This is a genomic window from Mycoplasma cottewii, assembly GCF_024918975.1.
GTDB lineage: Bacteria > Bacillota_I > Bacilli_A > Mycoplasmatales > Mycoplasmataceae > Mycoplasma > Mycoplasma cottewii.
Genome location: NZ_CP103424.1, coordinates 977,599 through 997,173 on the forward strand (window position 1 = coordinate 977,599; position 19,575 = coordinate 997,173).

The window sequence follows — 19,575 nt, forward strand, 5'->3', positions numbered from 1 at the left end:
TCTACTATAAATAAACCACAAATATAGTAAATAAAAAAGATATGAATAAATTCATATCTTAAATTTAATTATTATTTTCTTCAGGTTCTTCATTAGAATCTATAACCGCAAATGCAAGTTCCGGTTTTTTAAAAGTAGGTATTTTATCAACAGTTAGTTGACTTCCTGTTGCAAATTTAAGGAATGTATGAAGTGTCACGACTCCTTCTTCAGGCTCATTATATGCTTCATTGACTTTATCAACATTTCAGTTAGATACGTTATGATTGAAAGATTTTGCATTTGAAAATACAGCATTCATTTGACTTACATTTGAAGTATCTCAAGCATTATATTTAGTACCATCTGGTTTTCTTATTTCTTTTGTTGAAATATCTTGATTAAAGTTTATAGCATTTTCAAACATTCCATCAAGTGCTATAACTTTATTTAGATTTCAATTTATTATATTTCCATTAAATGATTCTGCACTATGAAATGCTGCAATCATATTTGAAACATTTGACGTATCTCAATTATCTAAATCCTGATCAAAACTTTTAGCACCGAAAAACAAGGCTGTAATGTCTTCTACTTTAGAAACGTTTCAGTGATTTAAAGGTTTATTAAAAGATGATGCATTATAAAACATACCAAATAAAGTTTTTGCATTTGATGTGTCTCAATTATTTAATTCCTGATCAAAATTTGTTGCATCTTGGAAAACAAGACGGAAATAGTCGAAATTTGAAGTATCTCAATTTTCGATACCTTTAATTTCTTTATTTTTATTTCCTTTAAAAACTTCGTTTAAACCATTAATGAATCATGCAAATTCTTTTGGAACTTCTTTTACAGTTTCTTTCATAGGATGTGGGCTAATAATATAATCTTTTTTAAATCCATCTTCTAAAATGGTAGTGTTTCATCCCATATCTAAACAGATAGTTTCATCTTCATTATATGTAGGTTCTTTTGATAGTGGCATAAATTCACCAAATTGAAGATTGATTTTTTCATTTTTATATATGACATCAAGATCCTCTTCATTTCCAATGGTTGTGTCTAAAAAAGATGTAAACTCAAACGAAACTTCATCTGCATCTTTTTGTCTTAATCTTTTATTTAATTCTTTAATCAAATTTTTATAATAAATAGGACGAAGTAATTTTCCAAAGAATGCTTCATTTCAAATCGAATGTACTATTTGTATATTTTCTTTTATTGTTAAAACTTTTACTTCAACATGACCAGTATACATCTCAGATTTAACAACTTTGATAGTTGCTTTATCATTGTTTACGTTTACTTGAAGATCCTCTTTTAAGATCTTTAATATTATTGTTTTTTAAAAAGCATCTATGATAGTATCTGGGTTTTTATCTTCAAGTCCTTTAAGTTTTAGATTTAAATTTTGTATATTACTGATATCTATTTTATTGGTCTTATTGTTTTTATTTTGATTAACAACTGCTATAGCCCCTACAGTTGTACCCCCCCCGCAAGAGCTAATAAGCTAGTAATTGTAATTAATTTAGTTCTTTTTTTCATATGTGCTTCACCTCTGTTTACAATTATTATAAAACTTTTTCTCTTTTTAAAATCATGCAATACAATATATATAAACTTTAATAAATAAAAATGTGTCTTTTAGACACATTAAACTCCTTTAGAATTTAGTTTTTGTTGTAATTCTTTATAATCAGGAATATATAAACTTAGAAATCTTCAAAAATCTTTAGAATGGTTCGGATGAACAATATGAGTTAATTCGTGAACAATTACATAATCAATAATATCGGGTGTAAAATGTAATAATTTAGTGTTATAAACTATGTTTTTTAATTTAGTATTACAATAACCTCATTTTGATTTTAAAGTTTTAACTGAAACATTATTGAACTGAATATTCATTTTTTCAGCTCACATAATCGTTCTATTTATAAATCAATTTTTATATTCTTTAGCTAATAAATTATAGATTTTATCTAACTGTATTTGATTATCAAAATAATTTTTCATAACGATTTTATTATTAATAATTTTAGAATGAACATTTTCATTTAAAAGTTCAATTTCAATTTGATTTTCAAATATTTTAATTCAAGGTTTAGAACTATAAAAATCATAAACTCTTAAATACTCATAGTTATTTTGTACTTTAATTAGTTTTGAAATATGTTTGTAGATAAATTGTTCGATTAAATAAATTGGAGTATTAAAAGGAGCACTCACTGTAATTTGATTATTAGTTAATTTTAAAATCATATTCTTTTGATTTTTATAAACAACATAATAAGTTATGTTGTTTTTTTGATAACTTAATTGGTGTTTTTCTTTTATCATTACACATTAAATTTGAAAAAGCACACATCACCATCTTGCATGATATATGTTTTTCCTTCTAGTCTCATTTTTCCGGCTTCTTTAACAGCTTTTTCACTACCTAATTCAAATAAATCATTTATTGAATAAATATCAGCTTTAATAAATCCTCTTTCAAAATCAGTATGAATTACTCCTGCACATTTAGGAGCGTTTCAACCTTTTTTAAATTGTCAACTTCTTGCTTCTTGAGGTCCAGCTGTAAAATAAGTTTGTAGTCCTAAAGTGTTATAAGCTGCTTGAATTAATTGATCTAATCCAGATTGAGTTACACCTAAATCTTTTAAAAATTCTTCTTTTTCTTCAATTGAAGCTTCAGATAAATCTTCTTCAATTTTTGCGCAAATTTTAACAACTCTAGAATCAGAAGATTTGGCAAATTCTCTTACTTGTTTAACATAGTCATTATCTTCTAATAACTCATCATCATTAACGTTACATACATAAATAATTGGTTTAGCAGTTAATAGTTGATAACCTTTTAAAAGTTTTTCATCATCTTCATTTAATTCTAAAGTATTTAACATTTTATTTTGATCTAAACACTCTAATAATCTTGCTAATAAATCAGCTTCAGCTTTAACAGTTTTATCTCCACTTCTTAATTTAGGAGCTAATTTATCTATACGTTTTTTAATTGATGCTTCATCAGCTAACATTAACTCTAAATTAATAATTTCAATATCTCTAACTGGATCAACATTTCCTTCAACATGAGTGATATCTTTATTTTCAAAACATCTAACAACTTCACAAATTGCATCAGTTTCTCTAATGTTTGCTAAAAAAGCATTTCCTAATCCTTCACCTTTACTTGCTCCAGCAATTAGTCCTGCAATATCAACAAATTCAATTGTTGTTGATATTTTCTTTTTAGAACTAAAAATTTCTTGTAATTTATCTAATCTAAAATCAGGAACTTCAACAACTCCTACATTTGGTTCAATAGTTGCAAATGGATAATTTGCAGCTTCTACTTTTGAATTTGTAATTGCATTAAATAATGTTGATTTACCTACATTTGGTAATCCTACGATTCCTACTTTTAATCCCATATTTATCCTTTCTTAATGATATTTTTTAATTGTTTTTGTAATGTGTCACGTGATAATTCAATAAATAAATCAAACTTATCACAACTTCTAAATTTATATTTAGCTCCAATTCTAATTAGTTCTCATCTAACAGTTTTACTTGGATGAGTTTTTTTTAATTCAATAAAATCGCCAATTTCTAAATCTAAATAGTTCATATTATTTACTTTCTTTTTTAATTTGTGAGTATTTTCTAGGATAAATAGAACTAGTTCGAGCTACTTTTTTATAAAATAAATTAACTCTAATTCCAAATCCTGTATCTGATATTTCTTGAGTATTAACTAATTCTAATCCCATCTTTTTATCTTTATTTTTTAGATCTTCAATTTCTTGATAAGCTCGAGGTCCTTTTAATAAAATATATGTTCCATCAACTTTTAATAATTGAACACCAATTTCTAAAATAATATCTAAATAAGCAACAGCACGACTTACAATAATATCAAATTTTTCTTTATATAAATCAGTTAATTCTTCAGCACGCTTATTTAAAATTTCAACATCTTTTAAACCTAATTGGTCAACTACTAATTTTAAAAAGTTAACTTTTTTATTATTAGATTCAATCAATGTTAATTTAATATCGGGGAAAAATATTTTTAAAACAATTCCAGGAAGCCCTGGTCCTGTTCCGATATCTGCTATTTTTTGATTAGTTATTTTATGTTGTTCAACAAATAATAAAGAATCTAAAAAATGCTTTTCAAATACTTCATCTAATTGAGTTATTCTAGTTAGATTGTATTTTTTATTTTCTCTTTCTAATAATTCGTAATATAAGTTTAGTTTAGTTTTAATTTCATCAGTTATAGTAAAGTTTTTATAATTATCAAATATAGATCAATTATTGAACATTAAAATAAATTAGGTTTAGCCTTAACAAAATAAACAACTCCACTATAAACACTGAAAAATGTAGCAATATACATAGGTATTAAAACTAATTGATTTTGTCAACTAAATTCTGTTCAATTGTTAAATTTAGTATTTATGAAAAATAAAATACTTAATCCAATCATTTGAAAAACTGTTTTTAATTTACCTGACATTCCCGCTGCTAAAGTAATGTTATTAGAACTTAAAATCATTCTTACAAAATCAACAATTGTATCTCTTAAAATTAATACAATAGTTATTCAAACAGGTAATATGTTAAATGCAGCAAATAAAATTAATGCACAGTTAACTAATAACTTATCAGCAATAGGGTCAAAAAACTTACCAAATTTAGTTACTAAATTATATTTTCTAGCGTATCATCCATCAATAAAATCAGTAATTGAAGCAATAATAAATATCGCTCCAGAAACTGAAAATAAAATTCTAGAAAGATCTTTATCTATTGATGAAATATAATGATCAACTAATAATAAAACTAAGATTATTGGTACTAAAGCTATTCTGATCATAGTTAGAATATTTGGTATGTTAATATTGTTTTTTTTCATATAAATTCCTCACAATTTAAATTCATTTTATCACACTTAAATTTTAGAAAAAATAGAAACATTTTTATCATAAAATGCTATTTATTAATAATAATAAATTAAATCAATAATTAAAATAAAAAAATATCTAATTTAAGATGAAATTGCTTTCACAAAAATAGATATTTAAACTAATTAAATATGAGAATTTTTAAGAATAGTGTTTACTCTACTATATACTACTAAGAATATAATGTAGTTAACTGTTAATTTTAATATAGTGAATCCAAAAGTAATAACTGTAGTTCCTGGTATGCTTTGTTTTGGAGTACCATATAACTTAAGAATAAATGTATAGTTAGTAATACCTGCTAAAGCCGAACCAAGTGCTATTGCTAATAAACTTGCTAATATTATTCATTTAGCTTCATGATTCGAATATTTTTCATACTTATTAGAAATAAAGTAAAATCTTTTAACTGCAAATATTATAGTTGAAAAAGCAACTATTGAACCAAAGTCAACAAATGTTAAAGAAAGAAGTCCTATAGGTTCACTTAAACCAAATGCGAATCTTAATCAGATAGATGACAAAGTAAATATCGCTGTTCAAAAGAAGTTAGTTGCAATTGCTGCTACTGCAAAAACTCAAAGGTTTAATTCAAGAACTAAAAAGCTTTGAATTCTAACTATTCCCATAACATATTTTGAGAATAATACACACACTATTTCAATTGATAATAGAATAGAAAGAGTTGCTATTCTAGTGCTTGATGGCATGAAATATTCTTTTCAAATTTTAGATCAATTTTGTTTTGTAATAAATGCTAAATCCGGTTTATTTAGTAATTCTTGCTGTTGTACTGTCATTTAAAGTCACCTGCATTCTTATTCTTTGTCTTTCTTGAATATATCAAATAATATATACAAAAACAATACTTAGAACTGAAAGTAAAATAAATAGTCAACCTTGACCTTTTCCAGAGTTAAATCAAGTTTCATTTCCATAAAGTACTTCATCAGGAACAATAAAAGTAAATAATCCCATAGAAGTAAATAATACAATAGCAATTGTTGAAAAAATTCCTATAACAACAAATCCTTTACGTTTTTCAACTTCAACTTTATTTGTTTTTCTGTTTCATAATCCTGCAATAATAACAGAAGTCATAATAGCAAATGAGAAACATGAACAAGCTGATGAGAAAACTTGAATTAAGTTAGCTATTTGTTCTCCTACATCAAATGATTTAGCAGGAACAATAGAATTATAAGTTTCTTTTAAAGAAATGTTTGAAAATGCACTAGCACATGTAAATGCCACATGGAAAACAATTGTTACGATATTTATTTTGATTGCTATTTTTCTAATTTTTACTTTTTCGTCATGAATATTATCAATTTCTGAAACTTGAACTTTATCAGCAAGATCTGATTCTAATCCAATAACTGAAATATATGAATATCCAGCAATTCCTAACCAACAAATTAAAGTAGTAATTATAGCAACTAAAACATTGGCTGCAGTTGAGTCTTTAACTTGTCCACCATTAAATAATCTTTTTAATAATTCGGCAATTGAACCATCAGTTGAACCTAAGAATAATGAAACTGCCATAAGAACATAAAATATAGAAACAAATACCATTCCAAATAATAATGCTTTTGGAACTACATCTTTATGTTTTGCTCTTTTTTGAGCATTACAAATATAAACAAATCCATCAAATGCAAATAGAATTCCACCAAATCCTCTAAAGAATGATAACGGTTCAAAACTATCAATAGATCAAGTTTCAGGTGTTCCATTTCCAAATGTTCCGTCTTTTATTCCAAAGATAGCTACAATAACAAATCCTGAAATTAAAGCTACAACTAATGGAATAAATTTAATTACTGTTCCAATAGCGATAATTCTACGTGAAGTATGTAAACTTGAAACAGTTAAAATTGTAGTTGAAATAATAATAAAGATTCCTACTAATAAAAATATTAATCAATAAACATAACCAGGAAGTGAGAAGTTAGCTATTTTCAATGCAAATCCTATCATTGCAGTTGAAAACACACTCATCATAACTGGAGCATATACATAAGTTTGGAAAATTGAAAAAAACGATCCAATTTTGCGGTTCATAAATTTTTGAGCTCAAACACTTATTGTTCCACTTCCTTGTTTATTTGTTGAAGATGAGATTTCTAAAAATAAATAAACAACGGCCACACAAGCAATACCAACAACTAATCATAAAATAATAGCGATAATTGGGTTGTGAGTAGCTTCTAAAATTAGTTTATTTTTAATATAGATACCTGCACCAATAACAGTACCAACAACCATGGCAAACAAAGTAAGAAACTCAAACAGTTTTCCTTTATTTTTCATTGTAAATAACCTTTCTATGTAAATAAAATATATAAGTATAATTTTATATTAATAATCTTTATTTTTTATTATTTCTTAGAAACTATTATTTATAACCAACTTTTGAAAATATTTTTATAAGTAAATTTAAATAATTCAGCTAATATTCAAGCAAAGATTTCTAATCCAAATAATATCAAGAATCATCAATTAAAATTACTTTTTCCTAAATTGAAATTAAATAAATCTCCTGTATTAAGATCAGCAAAAATAATCATAAATGGTAAACAAGCAAAGAATAACATTCCAATAACCATTTCTTTTGAAGGAATAGATTGAATAAATGAAATTAACTCAGTTCTATAAACTAGAATAATTACAATATGAGTTAGAATTGATTCTAAAAAGTATGCAGTTTGGAATTGATGAATAGCATCCATGTTTTGACCTTTAACATCAAAAGCAAAATATAAAATAAAGAAGTTTATAAAGCTTATTATCGTTTGAACTAATCCATTAATAATACCAAATGGAATAATCGTTTTAATATTTCACTTTTTAGGTTTTTTAATACTTATTTGATCAACATTATCAAAAACAAATATTAAGTTAGCAAAATCAAAAATTAAGTTTTGAATTAAAAGTTGAATTGGTGACATTGCTTCAAATTTTAATCACATTGTTGATATTAATAAAGTTAGCATAATACCAAAATTTGAAGCTACGGTAATTTTTATATATTTAACTGCATTAGCAAAAGTTTGACGACCTTTAACAAAAGCATTTTCTAAAACGTTTAAATCTTTTTCTAATAAAATAACATCAGCACAAGATTTAGCTAGTGGTGTTGCATTGTTAACTGAAATTCCAACATCAGCTTTTTTTAATGCAATTGCATCATTTACTCCATCACCTAAATAAGCTACAACATTTTCTTTTTTTAAACTATGAATAATTTGAGCTTTTTCGAAAGGTGAGAGTTTATAAAAAATGTTTACAGTTCTTGTTAGTTCATCTATTTGAGAAGAATTAAGTTTATCTAATATTTCTCCTGCTACTAATTTAGAAGATTTAATACCAATTTTATCGGCAATATGTTTTGTTGTATTTTTATTATCACCAGTTAAAACTTTTATATCAACACCATATTTTTTAAATGTTTCAATCGCTTGTTCAACTTCAGGTTTAACAACATCTTCAAACATAGCCATACCTTGATAAACTAAATCATTTGTTTGAATTTGATCTGTTATTTTAGTAGCAATTAAAATAACTCTATAACCTTTTTCTGATCAATTATTTGCTTGTTTTATGATTTTATTTTTAATTTCATCATTCATTTCGACAACTTTTTTATCATTAACAAATGATATTATTTCTAACATTTCTTCAACACTACCTTTAGTGATTTGAATGTTTTGTTTTGAATCATTAATCAATACTGAATTTATTCTAGTTTCATGACTAAATTGTTGTTCATCTAATAATTTAATTTTTGTTAGATCAACGTTTAAATTAGCATTAACAATTGCTTTATCAATATTATTAAATAAGTTTCTTTGGAAATATGCATTGTAGTATAGGTATTGTTTTAATAACTCACTAGATTGATTATTTAAATCTTTATAGTCATTTAAATTAATATTTTCTAAAGTTAAAGTTCCTGTTTTATCAGTTGCAACAACATTAACCGAACCCATATTTTGAATAACAGATAGTTTTTTAATAACTACTTTTTCTTTAGATAATTTTTTACTTCCTAATTTTAAGTTTGATGAGATAATTGCAGGTAATGCTTCTGGAGTTAATGAAACTGCGATTGAAAGACCAAATATTATTGCTGAACTATAATTTGAAAAATCATTTCTAATTAATGAAATTAATGTAATAATTGGAACTAAAGTTAGAATAGAAAAAACTAAGATCTTAGTAACTTTTGACATTGATTTTTCATAATCACTAACACTTTCTTCTTCAGCACTTTGTAATAATGAATTAGAATAATTATTCTCACTAACATTTATAACAACAGCTAAACAAGATCCAGATACTATAGTTGTTTCTTTAAATAAGATATTTTCTAGCTCTATTAAATTTTTATTTTTATTATTAATATCTTTTTTAATTGGATTATTTTCTCCTGTTAAAGTTGATTGATCAACATATAAATTATCATTTCAAATAATTCTACAATCACTAGGAACAATATCACCTTGGTTTAATAAAACTACATCTCCAATAGTTAGTTTAGATTGCTCTAGTTCTATTAGATCTGGTTTAACATTATCGAAATTTAATTCCTTAATATTTGTGATTTTTTTATTTAAAACTAAAAAGTGATTTTCTATCATTTTATTTAGTTCTAAATTAGTTTGATAAGCTCTATATTCTTGAATAAAATCAACAGTACTTGCTAGAAATATCATAAAGATAATCATAATAGCAGATATTAAAGTTATCGCGTTTCTATCAACAAAAGTAAAAATAGCAAATTCAATAATACCAATTATTCATAACAAAATAGAAAATGGTTCAACAAGAGATTCAAGCATTTTTTTAATAATTGGAAATTTCTTAACAACTATATAATTGTTTTTAAATTTTGATGTATTTTGTTCTCTTTGTTTATCATCTAATCCAATTTGTGAATCTAATGTTTTTTCAATTTTATCTAATTTTGAATTTGAAAGATTTTTAACATATTCTTCATTTTTGTATTTTAATTGGTTATTATTTTTCTTATTTAATCTCAGCATACCTATCTCCTTTTCACTCTATATATTTTACCAATATAGAACATTAAGAGAAATAAAAAAATGGCTAGAAGCCATTTTATAATACTTTATTTGTTCATTTTTTCTTTTAGTGCTTTTGAAGCTTTGAATTTAGCTGTTTTGTGAGCTGGAACAATTACTTTTTCTTTTGTTAATGGGTTCATTGATTCTCTTTCTTTGACATCAACTAATTCAAATTTACCGAATTTGTAAACTAAAACTTCTCTTTCATTTACTAAGTGTTTACCAAAAACTATAAATGTTTTTTCAAAAACAGTTTTGATATCAACTTTAGTCATTTCTTTTAGTTCTTCAGATGCATATAGTTCTTCTAATAATTCACCTTTATGAATTTGAGGGTAGTGTTTTTTAGTGCTTCTTCTTGATTGAGATTTAACTCTAGTTTTTGCAATAACAACTGGAGCAACTTCTTCACTAATTTTTGTTTCAGATTTTGGTTTTTCTTCTTTTACAATAGGTTCTTCTATTATTTCTTCTTCAACTTCTTCATCTATAGAAGCCATTAAATCACTTGATTTTACTATAACTCTTTCTTCAACAATTGGAGTTTCTAAAATCATCATTTCAGGTTTTTCTTTGTTATCGCATGATTTGTTGTCACATGAATTTTCACATTCGCATTTGCAATCAACTTGTTCACATTTAGTAGTAGCTAATTTTTTGTAATATAAAATGTAAGAAATTAATGATGCAAATAAGAATGTAGGTAGTATTGAAACTGTACATATATTAGCAACAACATCAACTGATGCACTTCCTCATTTAATTGGAGTTGCTAGTATAAATGAGAAATTTGATATAGCTCATAAGAAGTTTGGTTCAAGTGAACCCATTTCTTGTGCATTAAATAATTTAACTAAAATTATAGCAATTAAAGAAGCTGCAAACAGACCTAAATATACTCTTGCAAGTGTTAAAAATAAAAGACAACTTTTGTCATTGCATGTTTTTTTCATACTTTATACTCCCTTTCTTCATCCCTTGGAAATAACATTATTATAGTATGTTTGGGGAATCTTATAATTAGTCCCTATCTAAATTATATTATTTTTAATTTTGTTTTCTTTTTTCCACACTAAAAAGTGTAGAATTTTCGGATATATTGATGTATAAACATTATTTTGTGATTTTATTTAACATTAAACTCTAATTTAATTAGCAAATTAAAAGGTGCTTTTGCACCTTTTAAAATATTATTAAGATTCGTTAATATCTTGAGGATATTGTTTTTTTAAGTAGAATAATAACATTTGAATATCAGCTGGATTTACTCCTGTAATTCTTGAAGCTTGTCCTATGTTTAAAGGTCTTATTTTTTCTAGTTTTTGTCTTGCTTCTGTTGCTAGATTTTCTACTTTATCATAGTTAATATCAGCTGGGATTTTTTTACGTTCTAATTTAATTAATTTTTGAACTTGTTCATATTCTTTTTTAACATAACCTTCAAACCTTGTTTCAATAACTATTGATTGAAGTTGGTTAGTTTTTAAGTTTTGTAATTTAGGAACAAATTCTACTAATTCATTAATATCAACTGTAGGAATTTTAATTAATTCATAACCACTATATCCATGTTGAATATTTGCTTGATTTTTTTCTTTTAAATTATTTGCTAGTTGTGATTTTGGTGTAAATCTAATTTCTTTTAACTCAGCAATTGCTTCATTAATTTGTTGTAGATATTGTTGGTATTCTTCTCATTCTTGATCTTTAATTAAACCGATTTGTCTACCATATTCTTTTAATCTAACTTCAGCATTATCATTTCTTAATATTAATCTATGTTCGGCACGACTTGTTAATAATCTATAAGGTTCTCAAACACCTTTATTAATTAGATCATCAATCATAACTCCAATATAAGCTTCATCTCTTCTTAAAATTAAAGGTTCTAATCCATCTATTTTTCTTGAAGCATTTATTCCTGCAATCAATCCTTGACTGGCTGCTTCTTCATATCCACTAGTTCCGTTAATTTGACCTGCAGTAAATAAGTTTTGAACATCTTTTAATTCTAAACTAGGTGATAATTGCATAGGATCTAAACAATCATATTCAATAGCATATGCTCAGTGTTTAACTTTTACATTTTCAAAACCAGGTAGTGATTTTAACATTGCTTCTTGAATTTCAATTGGCATAGAAGTTGAAAATCCTTGAATGTATCAAGTGTCACCATTTAATGTTTCAGGTTCAATAAATATTTGGTGAGTTTCTTTATCTTTGAATCTTACAATTTTATCTTCAAAACTTGGACAATATCTTGGACCAATTGATTCAACTGTACCTGAATACATTGCAGATTTTTCTAAATTATCTTCAATAATTTTTTTAGTTTCAGGAGTCGAGTGAATTAGATAGCATAACTCTTGTTGATCAAGTGGAGTGTATGAGTCTGTTGAAAAACTAAACGCTAATTTCATATCTGTTCCAGGTTCTTTAATAGCGTTGCTTAAATCTACTGAATCACGATAAACTCTAGCAGGAGTTCCTGTTTTAAAACGTAACAATTTAAGACCTAAATCTAATAATGATTTACTAATTCCTTTAGTTGTTTTTTCACTATTAGGACCAGCTTCGTATCTTTCTACACCTTTTAATATTTCAGATTTTAAATAAGTTCCAGTTGTAATAATCACTGCTTTACTTGTTAGAGTTGAACCATCATCAAAAACAACTCCACTAACAACTTTATCTTTAAATAATAAGCCTTCACAAGCTTTAGTTATTAAATCTAAATTCTTTTGAGATTTTACTTTATCTCTCATATATTCAGAATATTTATCTTTATCAGATTGAACTCTTAAAGCTCAAACACCAGGACCACGTGATGAGTTTAATAACTTAGTTTGTATTGCAGTAGCATCCGCTGCTTTAGCCATTTCTCCACCTAAAGCATCAATCTCTCTTACAACTATTCCTTTAGCAGGACCACCAATACTTGGGTTACATGGCATAGTAGCTATTTTGTCTTCATATAAATTAATTAAAGCAGTCTTTTTGTTTAATCTAGCACTCGCTAAAGCAGCTTCAACTCCAGCATGTCCTCCTCCAACTACAATAACATCATAATTTGTGTTCATAAACTCACCTCTTTTTACCTATTTAATAATATTACAAATATGTTAAAAATCAAATTATACCACTATATTATAAAAACTAAGCATGTTACTATTAATGTAATCTAAGGAGAAAGGTATGAATAAAGCTTTAATTATTGTTGATTATCAATACGACTTCGCTAGTCCTAGTGGTAGTTTATATGTAAAAGGAGCAGAAGAATTAAGTTCTAAAATAATAGAACTATCAAAAAACTTAAAACAACAAGGTTGGCATATTATTGCTTCTAAGGACTGACATCCTATAGATCATTATTCATTTAAACAATGACCTGTTCATTGTGTTGAAAATACAAAAGGATCTGAATTTTATTTTGATAGCAGTTATGTAGATTTAGTTATCAAAAAAGGTAATCAAAAAGATGTTGAAAGTTATAGTGTATTTTTTGATGATCTAACTAACTCAAATGGTTTAGATGAATATTTAAAACATCATAATATTACAAAACTAGAAATAGTTGGAGTAGCTACTGAAGTTTGTGTCAAAGCAACTTATGATGACGCTATAAAATTAGGTTATGATGCGCACATTAATTTAGAATATTGCAAAGGTTTTGAATAAGAAAAAAGTTTAGGGATCCCTAAACTTTTTTAACATTATTTTTTGTTGCTACGTTTTTTATAGAATGAATAACCAAAAGCAGACACTACTATTAATACAACAGCTGCTGAAGCTATACCGATAATAGTTTTTCTTGATGATTTTGATGGTTCAACAACAATTTTCATAGTTGCTGTTTCTTCTTTATTTTCCTCAGTTTTAAACACAGCTTTTATCACGTGTTCTTTTTTGTCTTTTGATTCTACGAAATTAAACTTAACAGTAGAATTTTCTATTGTTATTTCTTTATCATCAACTGTAACTGATTTTAAGTCTTTTGAATTAAAGTTTCATTCAGCACTACCTTGAATAATGTGTTTGTCTTTTTCTTTATTAATTTTAGAATTTTCATCTTTTAATTCAAATTTAGAATCTCTAACAAGTAAATAATCGAAACGTTTTTCTCATTTTGGAAGTTTACTATTTTCCATTTTTGATTCTTTAGCAAACTCGTATCTTGATGTCACATTTGCAATTCCAGCAGTATTTCAATTACTTAAGTCTTGGTTAAAAGCTTTAGCATTTCTAAACATAGCTGTCATTGATTCTACTTTTTCTGTGTTTCATGAAGATAAGTCTTGGTTAAATGTTTCAGCACCTGAAAACATATATGCTGTATTTTTAACATTAGAAATATTTCATTTACTTAAGTCTTGATTAAAAACAATTGCTTTAGTAAAAGAATTTTTCATATCTTTTACATTTGAAGTGTTTCATAAAGAAATGTCTTGGTTAAATAATGAAGCTTCTTCAAAAATATTACTCATGTCAGTTACATTTGAAGTGTTTCAAGTTGAAATATTTGAATTAAATGATTTAGCATTTTGAAAAATACCATCCATTTTTTGAACTGATTTTACATTTCATGAAGATAAGTCTTGATTAAATTTTTCAGCTGTAGCAAACATATATCCAATATCAGTTACTTTAGATAGTTCTCAAGAACCAATTGCTTTGTTAAATTTTTTTGCTTCTTTAAACATGCCTCTCATATTAGTTACATTAGAAGTTTTAAAATTACTAATATCTTGATCGAACTCATTAGCACGACAGAACATAAAACTCATATCAGTTACGTTTGAAGTATCAAATTTATCACCAAGAGAACTATTGAATTTTTCAGCTGTATCGAACATAGAACGCATAGTTGTAGCACTGGAAGTATCTCAATTTAAACTTTCGTTAAATGCTTTAGCTTCGAAAAAAACTTTTGAAAAATCAGTTACATTTGAAGTATTTCATTTATCAATACCTTTGATTGAATCTGCTTCAACACCTTCAAAAGCTGATACTAAACTTGTAATGTTTTCTGGTAATGTTTCAGGTACTTCAACTACTTTTGAGTTAAATTTTTCAATTTCAACAGTTCCATCACTATATTCAATTCATCCAATTTTTGTACATTTTTTGTTGTCTGAACTATATTCAGAAGCTTCTTCTTTTACTATTGTTCTTTCTGGATTTTCATTTTGGTTTAGTCTTAAACTCATTGTTTGATTATTACTGTTGTTCATTAAAAATGAACTAGCAACACCTACAGATGATAACATCATAACACCTGATAATATTGTTAATAATTTTTTCATATTTTTCTCTCTTTCTAAAAAATAGTCTCAAAATATTATTTTACTAGGGGGGGGGGGTAGTTTTTCAACATTTGGAACAAAATTTTGCTAAAAGTTAGCTATAAAATTGATATTTTTTACCAATAAGTATGTTCGAATTGATAATGAAATAATAAATATAGTATCTTTCGTAAAATCACTAACTCAAAAGGTTTAAATCAATATTCAAAACAACATAATATTACAAAACTGAAATAATGAAGTTTGTGTAAAAGCAACTTATGATGATCCTATAAAATTAGGTTATGATGCACATATTAATTTAGAATATTGCAAAGGTTTTGAATAAGAAAAAAGTTTAGGTATTCCTAAACTTTTTTAACATTATTTTTTGTTGTCACGTTTTTTGTGAATAGTATAGCTAAATCAAGATAACATTCCTATCCCAATAGCTGTAAAAGTTGTTGCAATAATAAATTTTGCTAATGGGTTTACAGGTTCTACAATAAGTGTCATAGATGCTGTATGTTCTTGTTTTCTATAATCTTCAAACACTACTTCTATAACACGTTCTTTTTTTCCAATTATTGGAGCAAAATCAAACTTAGCAGTGTCATTTTCTATTTGTACTTCTTTTCCATCAACTGTAACTGATTTTAATCCTTTTGATCTAAACATTCATTTGGCACTACCTTGAATTTTATATTTACCTTTTTCTTTTATAAGTTTAGGGTTTTTACCTTCTAATTTGAATTTAGAGTCTCTAACAAGTAAATATTCAAAGTTTTTTTCTCATTTTGGAAGTTTAGTACTGTTCATTCTTGAGTCTACTTCAAAATGAGCTCTTCAATTTACATCCGCAATTCCTGCTGTATTTCAATTACTTAAGTCTTGATTGAATTCTTTAGCATTTCTGAACATAGCTTTCATATTAGTTACATTTTCTGTGTTTCATTTAGATATGTCTTGATTAAATCTTGTAGCTTTTTCAAACATAGATTCCATATCAGTTACTTTGGATACATCTCATTTACTTAAGTCTTGATTAAAAACCAATGCTTCTTTAAAAGAGTTTTTCATATCAGTTACATTTGAAGTGTTTCAAGTAGATATATCTGAATCAAATAGCGTAGCATCATTAAAAATATTACTCATAGTAGTTACATTTGAAGTGTTTCAAGTAGATATATCTGAAGCAAATGATTTAGCTTCTTGAAAAGTACTATCCATTTTTTGAACTGATTTTGTATTTCATGAAGACAGATTTTTGTTAAATTTATCTGTTTTTGCAAACATAAATCCTATATCAGTTACTTTAGATACATCTCATGAACCAATTTCTTTATCAAAAACTTTTGCTCCTTGAAACATTTCTCGCATATTAGTTACATTATATGTTCTAAACCTACTGATATTTTGATCAAAACTTTCAGCCTTTTTAAACATAGAACTCATATCAGTTACATGTAAAGTGTCAAATTTATCGCCAAGAGAACTATTAAATTTTTCAGCTGATTCGAACATAGAACTCATAGTTACAGCTTCAGAAGTGTCTCAATTTAAACTGTCGTTAAATGCTTTAGCTTCGAAAAAAACTTTTGAAAAATCAGTTATTTTTGAAGTATTTCATTTATCAATACCTTTGATTGAAATTGCTTCAACACCTTCAAAAGCTGATTTTAAACTTGTAATGTTTTGTGGTAGTGTTTCAGGTACTTCAATTACTTTTGAGTCAAATTTTTCTATTTCAACAGTTCCATCGCTATACTCTACTCATCCAATTTTTGTACATTTTTTGTTGCCTGATTTATCTGGATCACCATATTTTGAATCTTCTTTTTTTACTATTTTTCTTTCTGATTCTTCGTTTTGGTTTAGTCTTAAACTCATTGTTTGATTATTATTGTTGCTCATTAAAAATGAACTAGCAACACCTACAGATGATAACATCACAACACCTGATAATATTTTTAATAATTTTTTCATATATTTCCTCTTTCTAAAAACGTAGTAATTCATTAGATTCATTATACTAAGCAAGAATGAGTTTTTCAACTTTCACCAAAAAGTTACTTCTACAGAAAACAATAAAAACCGGTTGGGGGCCGGTTTTCAATTTCTATTATTATTTTTAAGGTAATAAAATATTAAATTTTATTAACGTTCCTTAAAGAAATGAGAAAGTTTGTATAAAAAATCAATTTTAATTTCCAATTTTCATATTTTTTGGTTGAGTAGGGGTTACTCTAACCTCTAGATGTGGGTGCATCTAGACAATATAATTATACTAGTAAAAAATTAAATTGATTATTAATATTTAAAAAATAATAAAGTACTTTAGTAAACGCTAAAATGTTTTACATAAAACTACATAATTAGATCAAGTTAAAAAGACAAAAAGAGATCAAGTGGAAAAGACAAAAAAGAGATCATAAAAGTTCTATAATATATTTAATAGAGGTGATATTAAAATGAAAAAGAATTTAAAATGAATTACAGTTGCTGGTTCGCTGATTTTATTAGGGGGAGGGACAGCAGGTGCTACTATAGCATTTGTCAACCAAAATAAAAATAATAAGACTAATAAAATAGATATCAGTAATATACAAAATTTAAATCTAAAACTTAAAGGACTTGAAGATAAAAACCCAGATACTATCATAGATGCTTTTTTAAAAAACAATAATATTAAAGATCTTAAAAAAGAGGATCTTCAAGTAAACGTAAACAATGATAAAGCAACTATCAAAGTTGTTAAATCTGAGATGTATACTGGTCATGTTGAAGTAAAAGTTTTAACAATAAAAGAAAATATACAAATAGTACATTCGATTTGAAATGAAGGATTTTTTGGAAAATTAATTCGTCCTATTTATTTCGAAAATCTGTTTAAAGAATTAAATAAAAGACTAAGACAAAAAGATGCAGATGAAATTTTACTTGCATCTGACATATCACCTTTTGAAAATATTGGTAATTCAAATGAAATTAAATTACTATATAAAGAAAATTCAATTACTCTTAAATTTGGTAAAGATGAAAATGATTGACTTGATTTAGAAAAAGAACCTACATATAACGAAGATGATGAGACTATATGTTTAGATATGGGATGAAAATTAAAGACATTTCTTGATGAAGGAACGCAACATTACATTATTAGTCCACAAACTTTAAAGAATACTGTAAAAGAAGTTCCGACAGAATTACCATGATTCGTTAATGGTTTAGATCAAGTTTTCTTAGGAAATGAGAATGAAGAAATTAAAGGTATCGAACAATGAGACGCTTCAAATTTTCAATACTTAAATGAAACTTTTGCAAATGCTAAAAGTTTTAATCAAGATTTAGAAAAATGAGATGTTTCGAATGTAATTTACATGAACGGTGTGTTTTCTAATGCTGAGTCATTTAATAAACCTTTAAATGGTTGAGATGTTTCGAATGTTCATAGTATGTGAGGATTGTTTTTCGGTGCTAAAAGTTTTAATCAAGATTTAGAAAAATGAGATGTTTCGAATGTAGCGGTTATGGATGGAATGTTTGGTAATACCGATGTTTTTAACAAACCTTTAAACAACTGAAATACTTCTAAATTAACTGAGATGAACACAATATTTTTCGGTGCTAAAAGTTTTAACCAGGATTTAGATAAATGAGATGTTTCGAATGTAACTACTATGGTTGGGGCATTCTCTGGAACTGAATCTTTCAATGGAAATATAAGCACTTGAAATTTAAAAAATCTAGATAATATGTCGCATATGTTTGAAGGTGCTAAAAGTTTTAATCAAGATATTTCAACAAGAAAAATACCAACACTTGACGGAAGTGAATATAAAGCTTGAGACACTTCAAATGTTAGTTATATGAATAATGTATTTGCAAATGCAGAATTATTTGATCAAAATATATCAAATTGAGACGTTAAGAAAGTTGTTGAGAATAATAATAAAGCAAAAGATGACGAGGGAAACCCTATTCCATCATTTTCAAACTTCTCAGCAGGAAGTAAATTATCACCTGAAAAATTACCTAAATTCAATCAAAACTAACAACAATAAAGCACAAAACAAAGATATGAGTAATTCATATCTTTTTTGTTGCATTTTTTAAAGTTATATATTCTTTCTTATATCTTTTTATAGTAGAAATGGTGTCATTTTGTTTAATATTTAATAATTTACATAAACTGCATATTAGAACTGATAAATTTTAAGATATTATATATAAATAAAAGAG

General features: G+C 25.9%; 15 protein-coding genes. 2 read left to right on the forward strand and 13 right to left on the reverse strand.

The window, feature by feature from the left end; genetic code table 4:
• Positions 1 to 64: 64 nt before the first annotated feature.
• From NX779_RS04330 to mnmG, 11 genes are all read right to left on the reverse strand, one after another.
• Positions 65 to 1,240: a BspA family leucine-rich repeat surface protein gene (locus NX779_RS04330; RefSeq protein ID WP_259430160.1), complete on the reverse strand. Its 1,176-nt coding sequence runs from the start codon at positions 1,238 to 1,240 to the stop codon at positions 65 to 67.
• A gap of 398 nt (positions 1,241 to 1,638) precedes the next feature.
• Positions 1,639 to 2,325, reverse strand: coding sequence for a YgjP family zinc-dependent metalloprotease (locus NX779_RS04335; RefSeq protein WP_259430161.1), 687 nt, complete (start codon positions 2,323 to 2,325; stop codon positions 1,639 to 1,641).
• The gene (gene ychF / locus NX779_RS04340; protein WP_259430162.1) at positions 2,325 to 3,419 is read right to left on the reverse strand and encodes a redox-regulated ATPase YchF; all 1,095 of its coding nucleotides are present in this window, start codon (positions 3,417 to 3,419) and stop codon (positions 2,325 to 2,327) included. The genes NX779_RS04335 and ychF overlap by 1 nt, the downstream gene beginning before the upstream one ends.
• 2 nt (positions 3,420 to 3,421) lie before the next feature.
• Entirely contained in the window at positions 3,422 to 3,616 is a 195-nt protein-coding gene (locus tag NX779_RS04345; RefSeq protein ID WP_259430163.1) for a DUF951 domain-containing protein, read from the reverse strand.
• Between the two features lies 1 nt (position 3,617).
• Entirely contained in the window at positions 3,618 to 4,316 is a 699-nt protein-coding gene (rsmG, locus tag NX779_RS04350; RefSeq protein ID WP_004428701.1) for a 16S rRNA (guanine(527)-N(7))-methyltransferase RsmG, read from the reverse strand.
• On the reverse strand, positions 4,316 to 4,909 hold the full coding sequence (pgsA, locus tag NX779_RS04355; RefSeq protein WP_259430164.1) for a CDP-diacylglycerol--glycerol-3-phosphate 3-phosphatidyltransferase: 594 nt from the start codon (positions 4,907 to 4,909) through the stop codon (positions 4,316 to 4,318). The genes rsmG and pgsA overlap by 1 nt, the downstream gene beginning before the upstream one ends.
• A 174-nt stretch (positions 4,910 to 5,083) precedes the next feature.
• Entirely contained in the window at positions 5,084 to 5,758 is a 675-nt protein-coding gene (locus NX779_RS04360) for an ECF transporter S component (protein ID WP_259430165.1), read from the reverse strand.
• Complete coding sequence (locus NX779_RS04365) at positions 5,727 to 7,274, reverse strand: APC family permease (protein ID WP_259430166.1); 1,548 nt, start codon at positions 7,272 to 7,274, stop codon at positions 5,727 to 5,729. The genes NX779_RS04360 and NX779_RS04365 overlap by 32 nt, the downstream gene beginning before the upstream one ends.
• 89 nt (positions 7,275 to 7,363) lie before the next feature.
• Complete coding sequence (locus tag NX779_RS04370; RefSeq protein WP_259430167.1) at positions 7,364 to 10,009, reverse strand: HAD-IC family P-type ATPase; 2,646 nt, start codon at positions 10,007 to 10,009, stop codon at positions 7,364 to 7,366.
• Between the two features lie 86 nt (positions 10,010 to 10,095).
• Positions 10,096 to 11,004 (reverse strand): HU family DNA-binding protein, encoded by a 909-nt coding sequence (locus tag NX779_RS04375; protein WP_259430168.1) that lies wholly within the window; start codon positions 11,002 to 11,004, stop codon positions 10,096 to 10,098.
• A gap of 240 nt (positions 11,005 to 11,244) precedes the next feature.
• Positions 11,245 to 13,131 (reverse strand): tRNA uridine-5-carboxymethylaminomethyl(34) synthesis enzyme MnmG, encoded by a 1,887-nt coding sequence (mnmG, locus tag NX779_RS04380; protein ID WP_259430169.1) that lies wholly within the window; start codon positions 13,129 to 13,131, stop codon positions 11,245 to 11,247.
• Between the two features lie 115 nt (positions 13,132 to 13,246).
• Here mnmG and NX779_RS04385 point away from each other — a divergent pair, with 115 nt between their 5' ends.
• On the forward strand, positions 13,247 to 13,729 hold the full coding sequence (locus NX779_RS04385; RefSeq protein WP_259430170.1) for an isochorismatase family protein: 483 nt from the start codon (positions 13,247 to 13,249) through the stop codon (positions 13,727 to 13,729).
• A 35-nt stretch (positions 13,730 to 13,764) separates the two neighbouring features.
• Here the strand turns inward: NX779_RS04385 and NX779_RS04390 are convergent, their stop codons facing one another.
• Both NX779_RS04390 and NX779_RS04395 read right to left on the reverse strand, forming a co-directional pair.
• A complete protein-coding gene (locus NX779_RS04390) occupies positions 13,765 to 15,354 on the reverse strand; it encodes a BspA family leucine-rich repeat surface protein (RefSeq protein ID WP_259430171.1) in 1,590 nt (529 codons plus the stop codon).
• 363 nt (positions 15,355 to 15,717) lie between these two features.
• On the reverse strand, positions 15,718 to 17,319 hold the full coding sequence (locus NX779_RS04395) for a BspA family leucine-rich repeat surface protein (RefSeq protein ID WP_259430172.1): 1,602 nt from the start codon (positions 17,317 to 17,319) through the stop codon (positions 15,718 to 15,720).
• Positions 17,320 to 17,804: 485 nt separating this feature from the next.
• Here NX779_RS04395 and NX779_RS04400 point away from each other — a divergent pair, with 485 nt between their 5' ends.
• Complete coding sequence (locus NX779_RS04400; protein WP_259430173.1) at positions 17,805 to 19,388, forward strand: BspA family leucine-rich repeat surface protein; 1,584 nt, start codon at positions 17,805 to 17,807, stop codon at positions 19,386 to 19,388.
• The last annotated feature ends 187 nt before the right edge of the window (positions 19,389 to 19,575 follow it).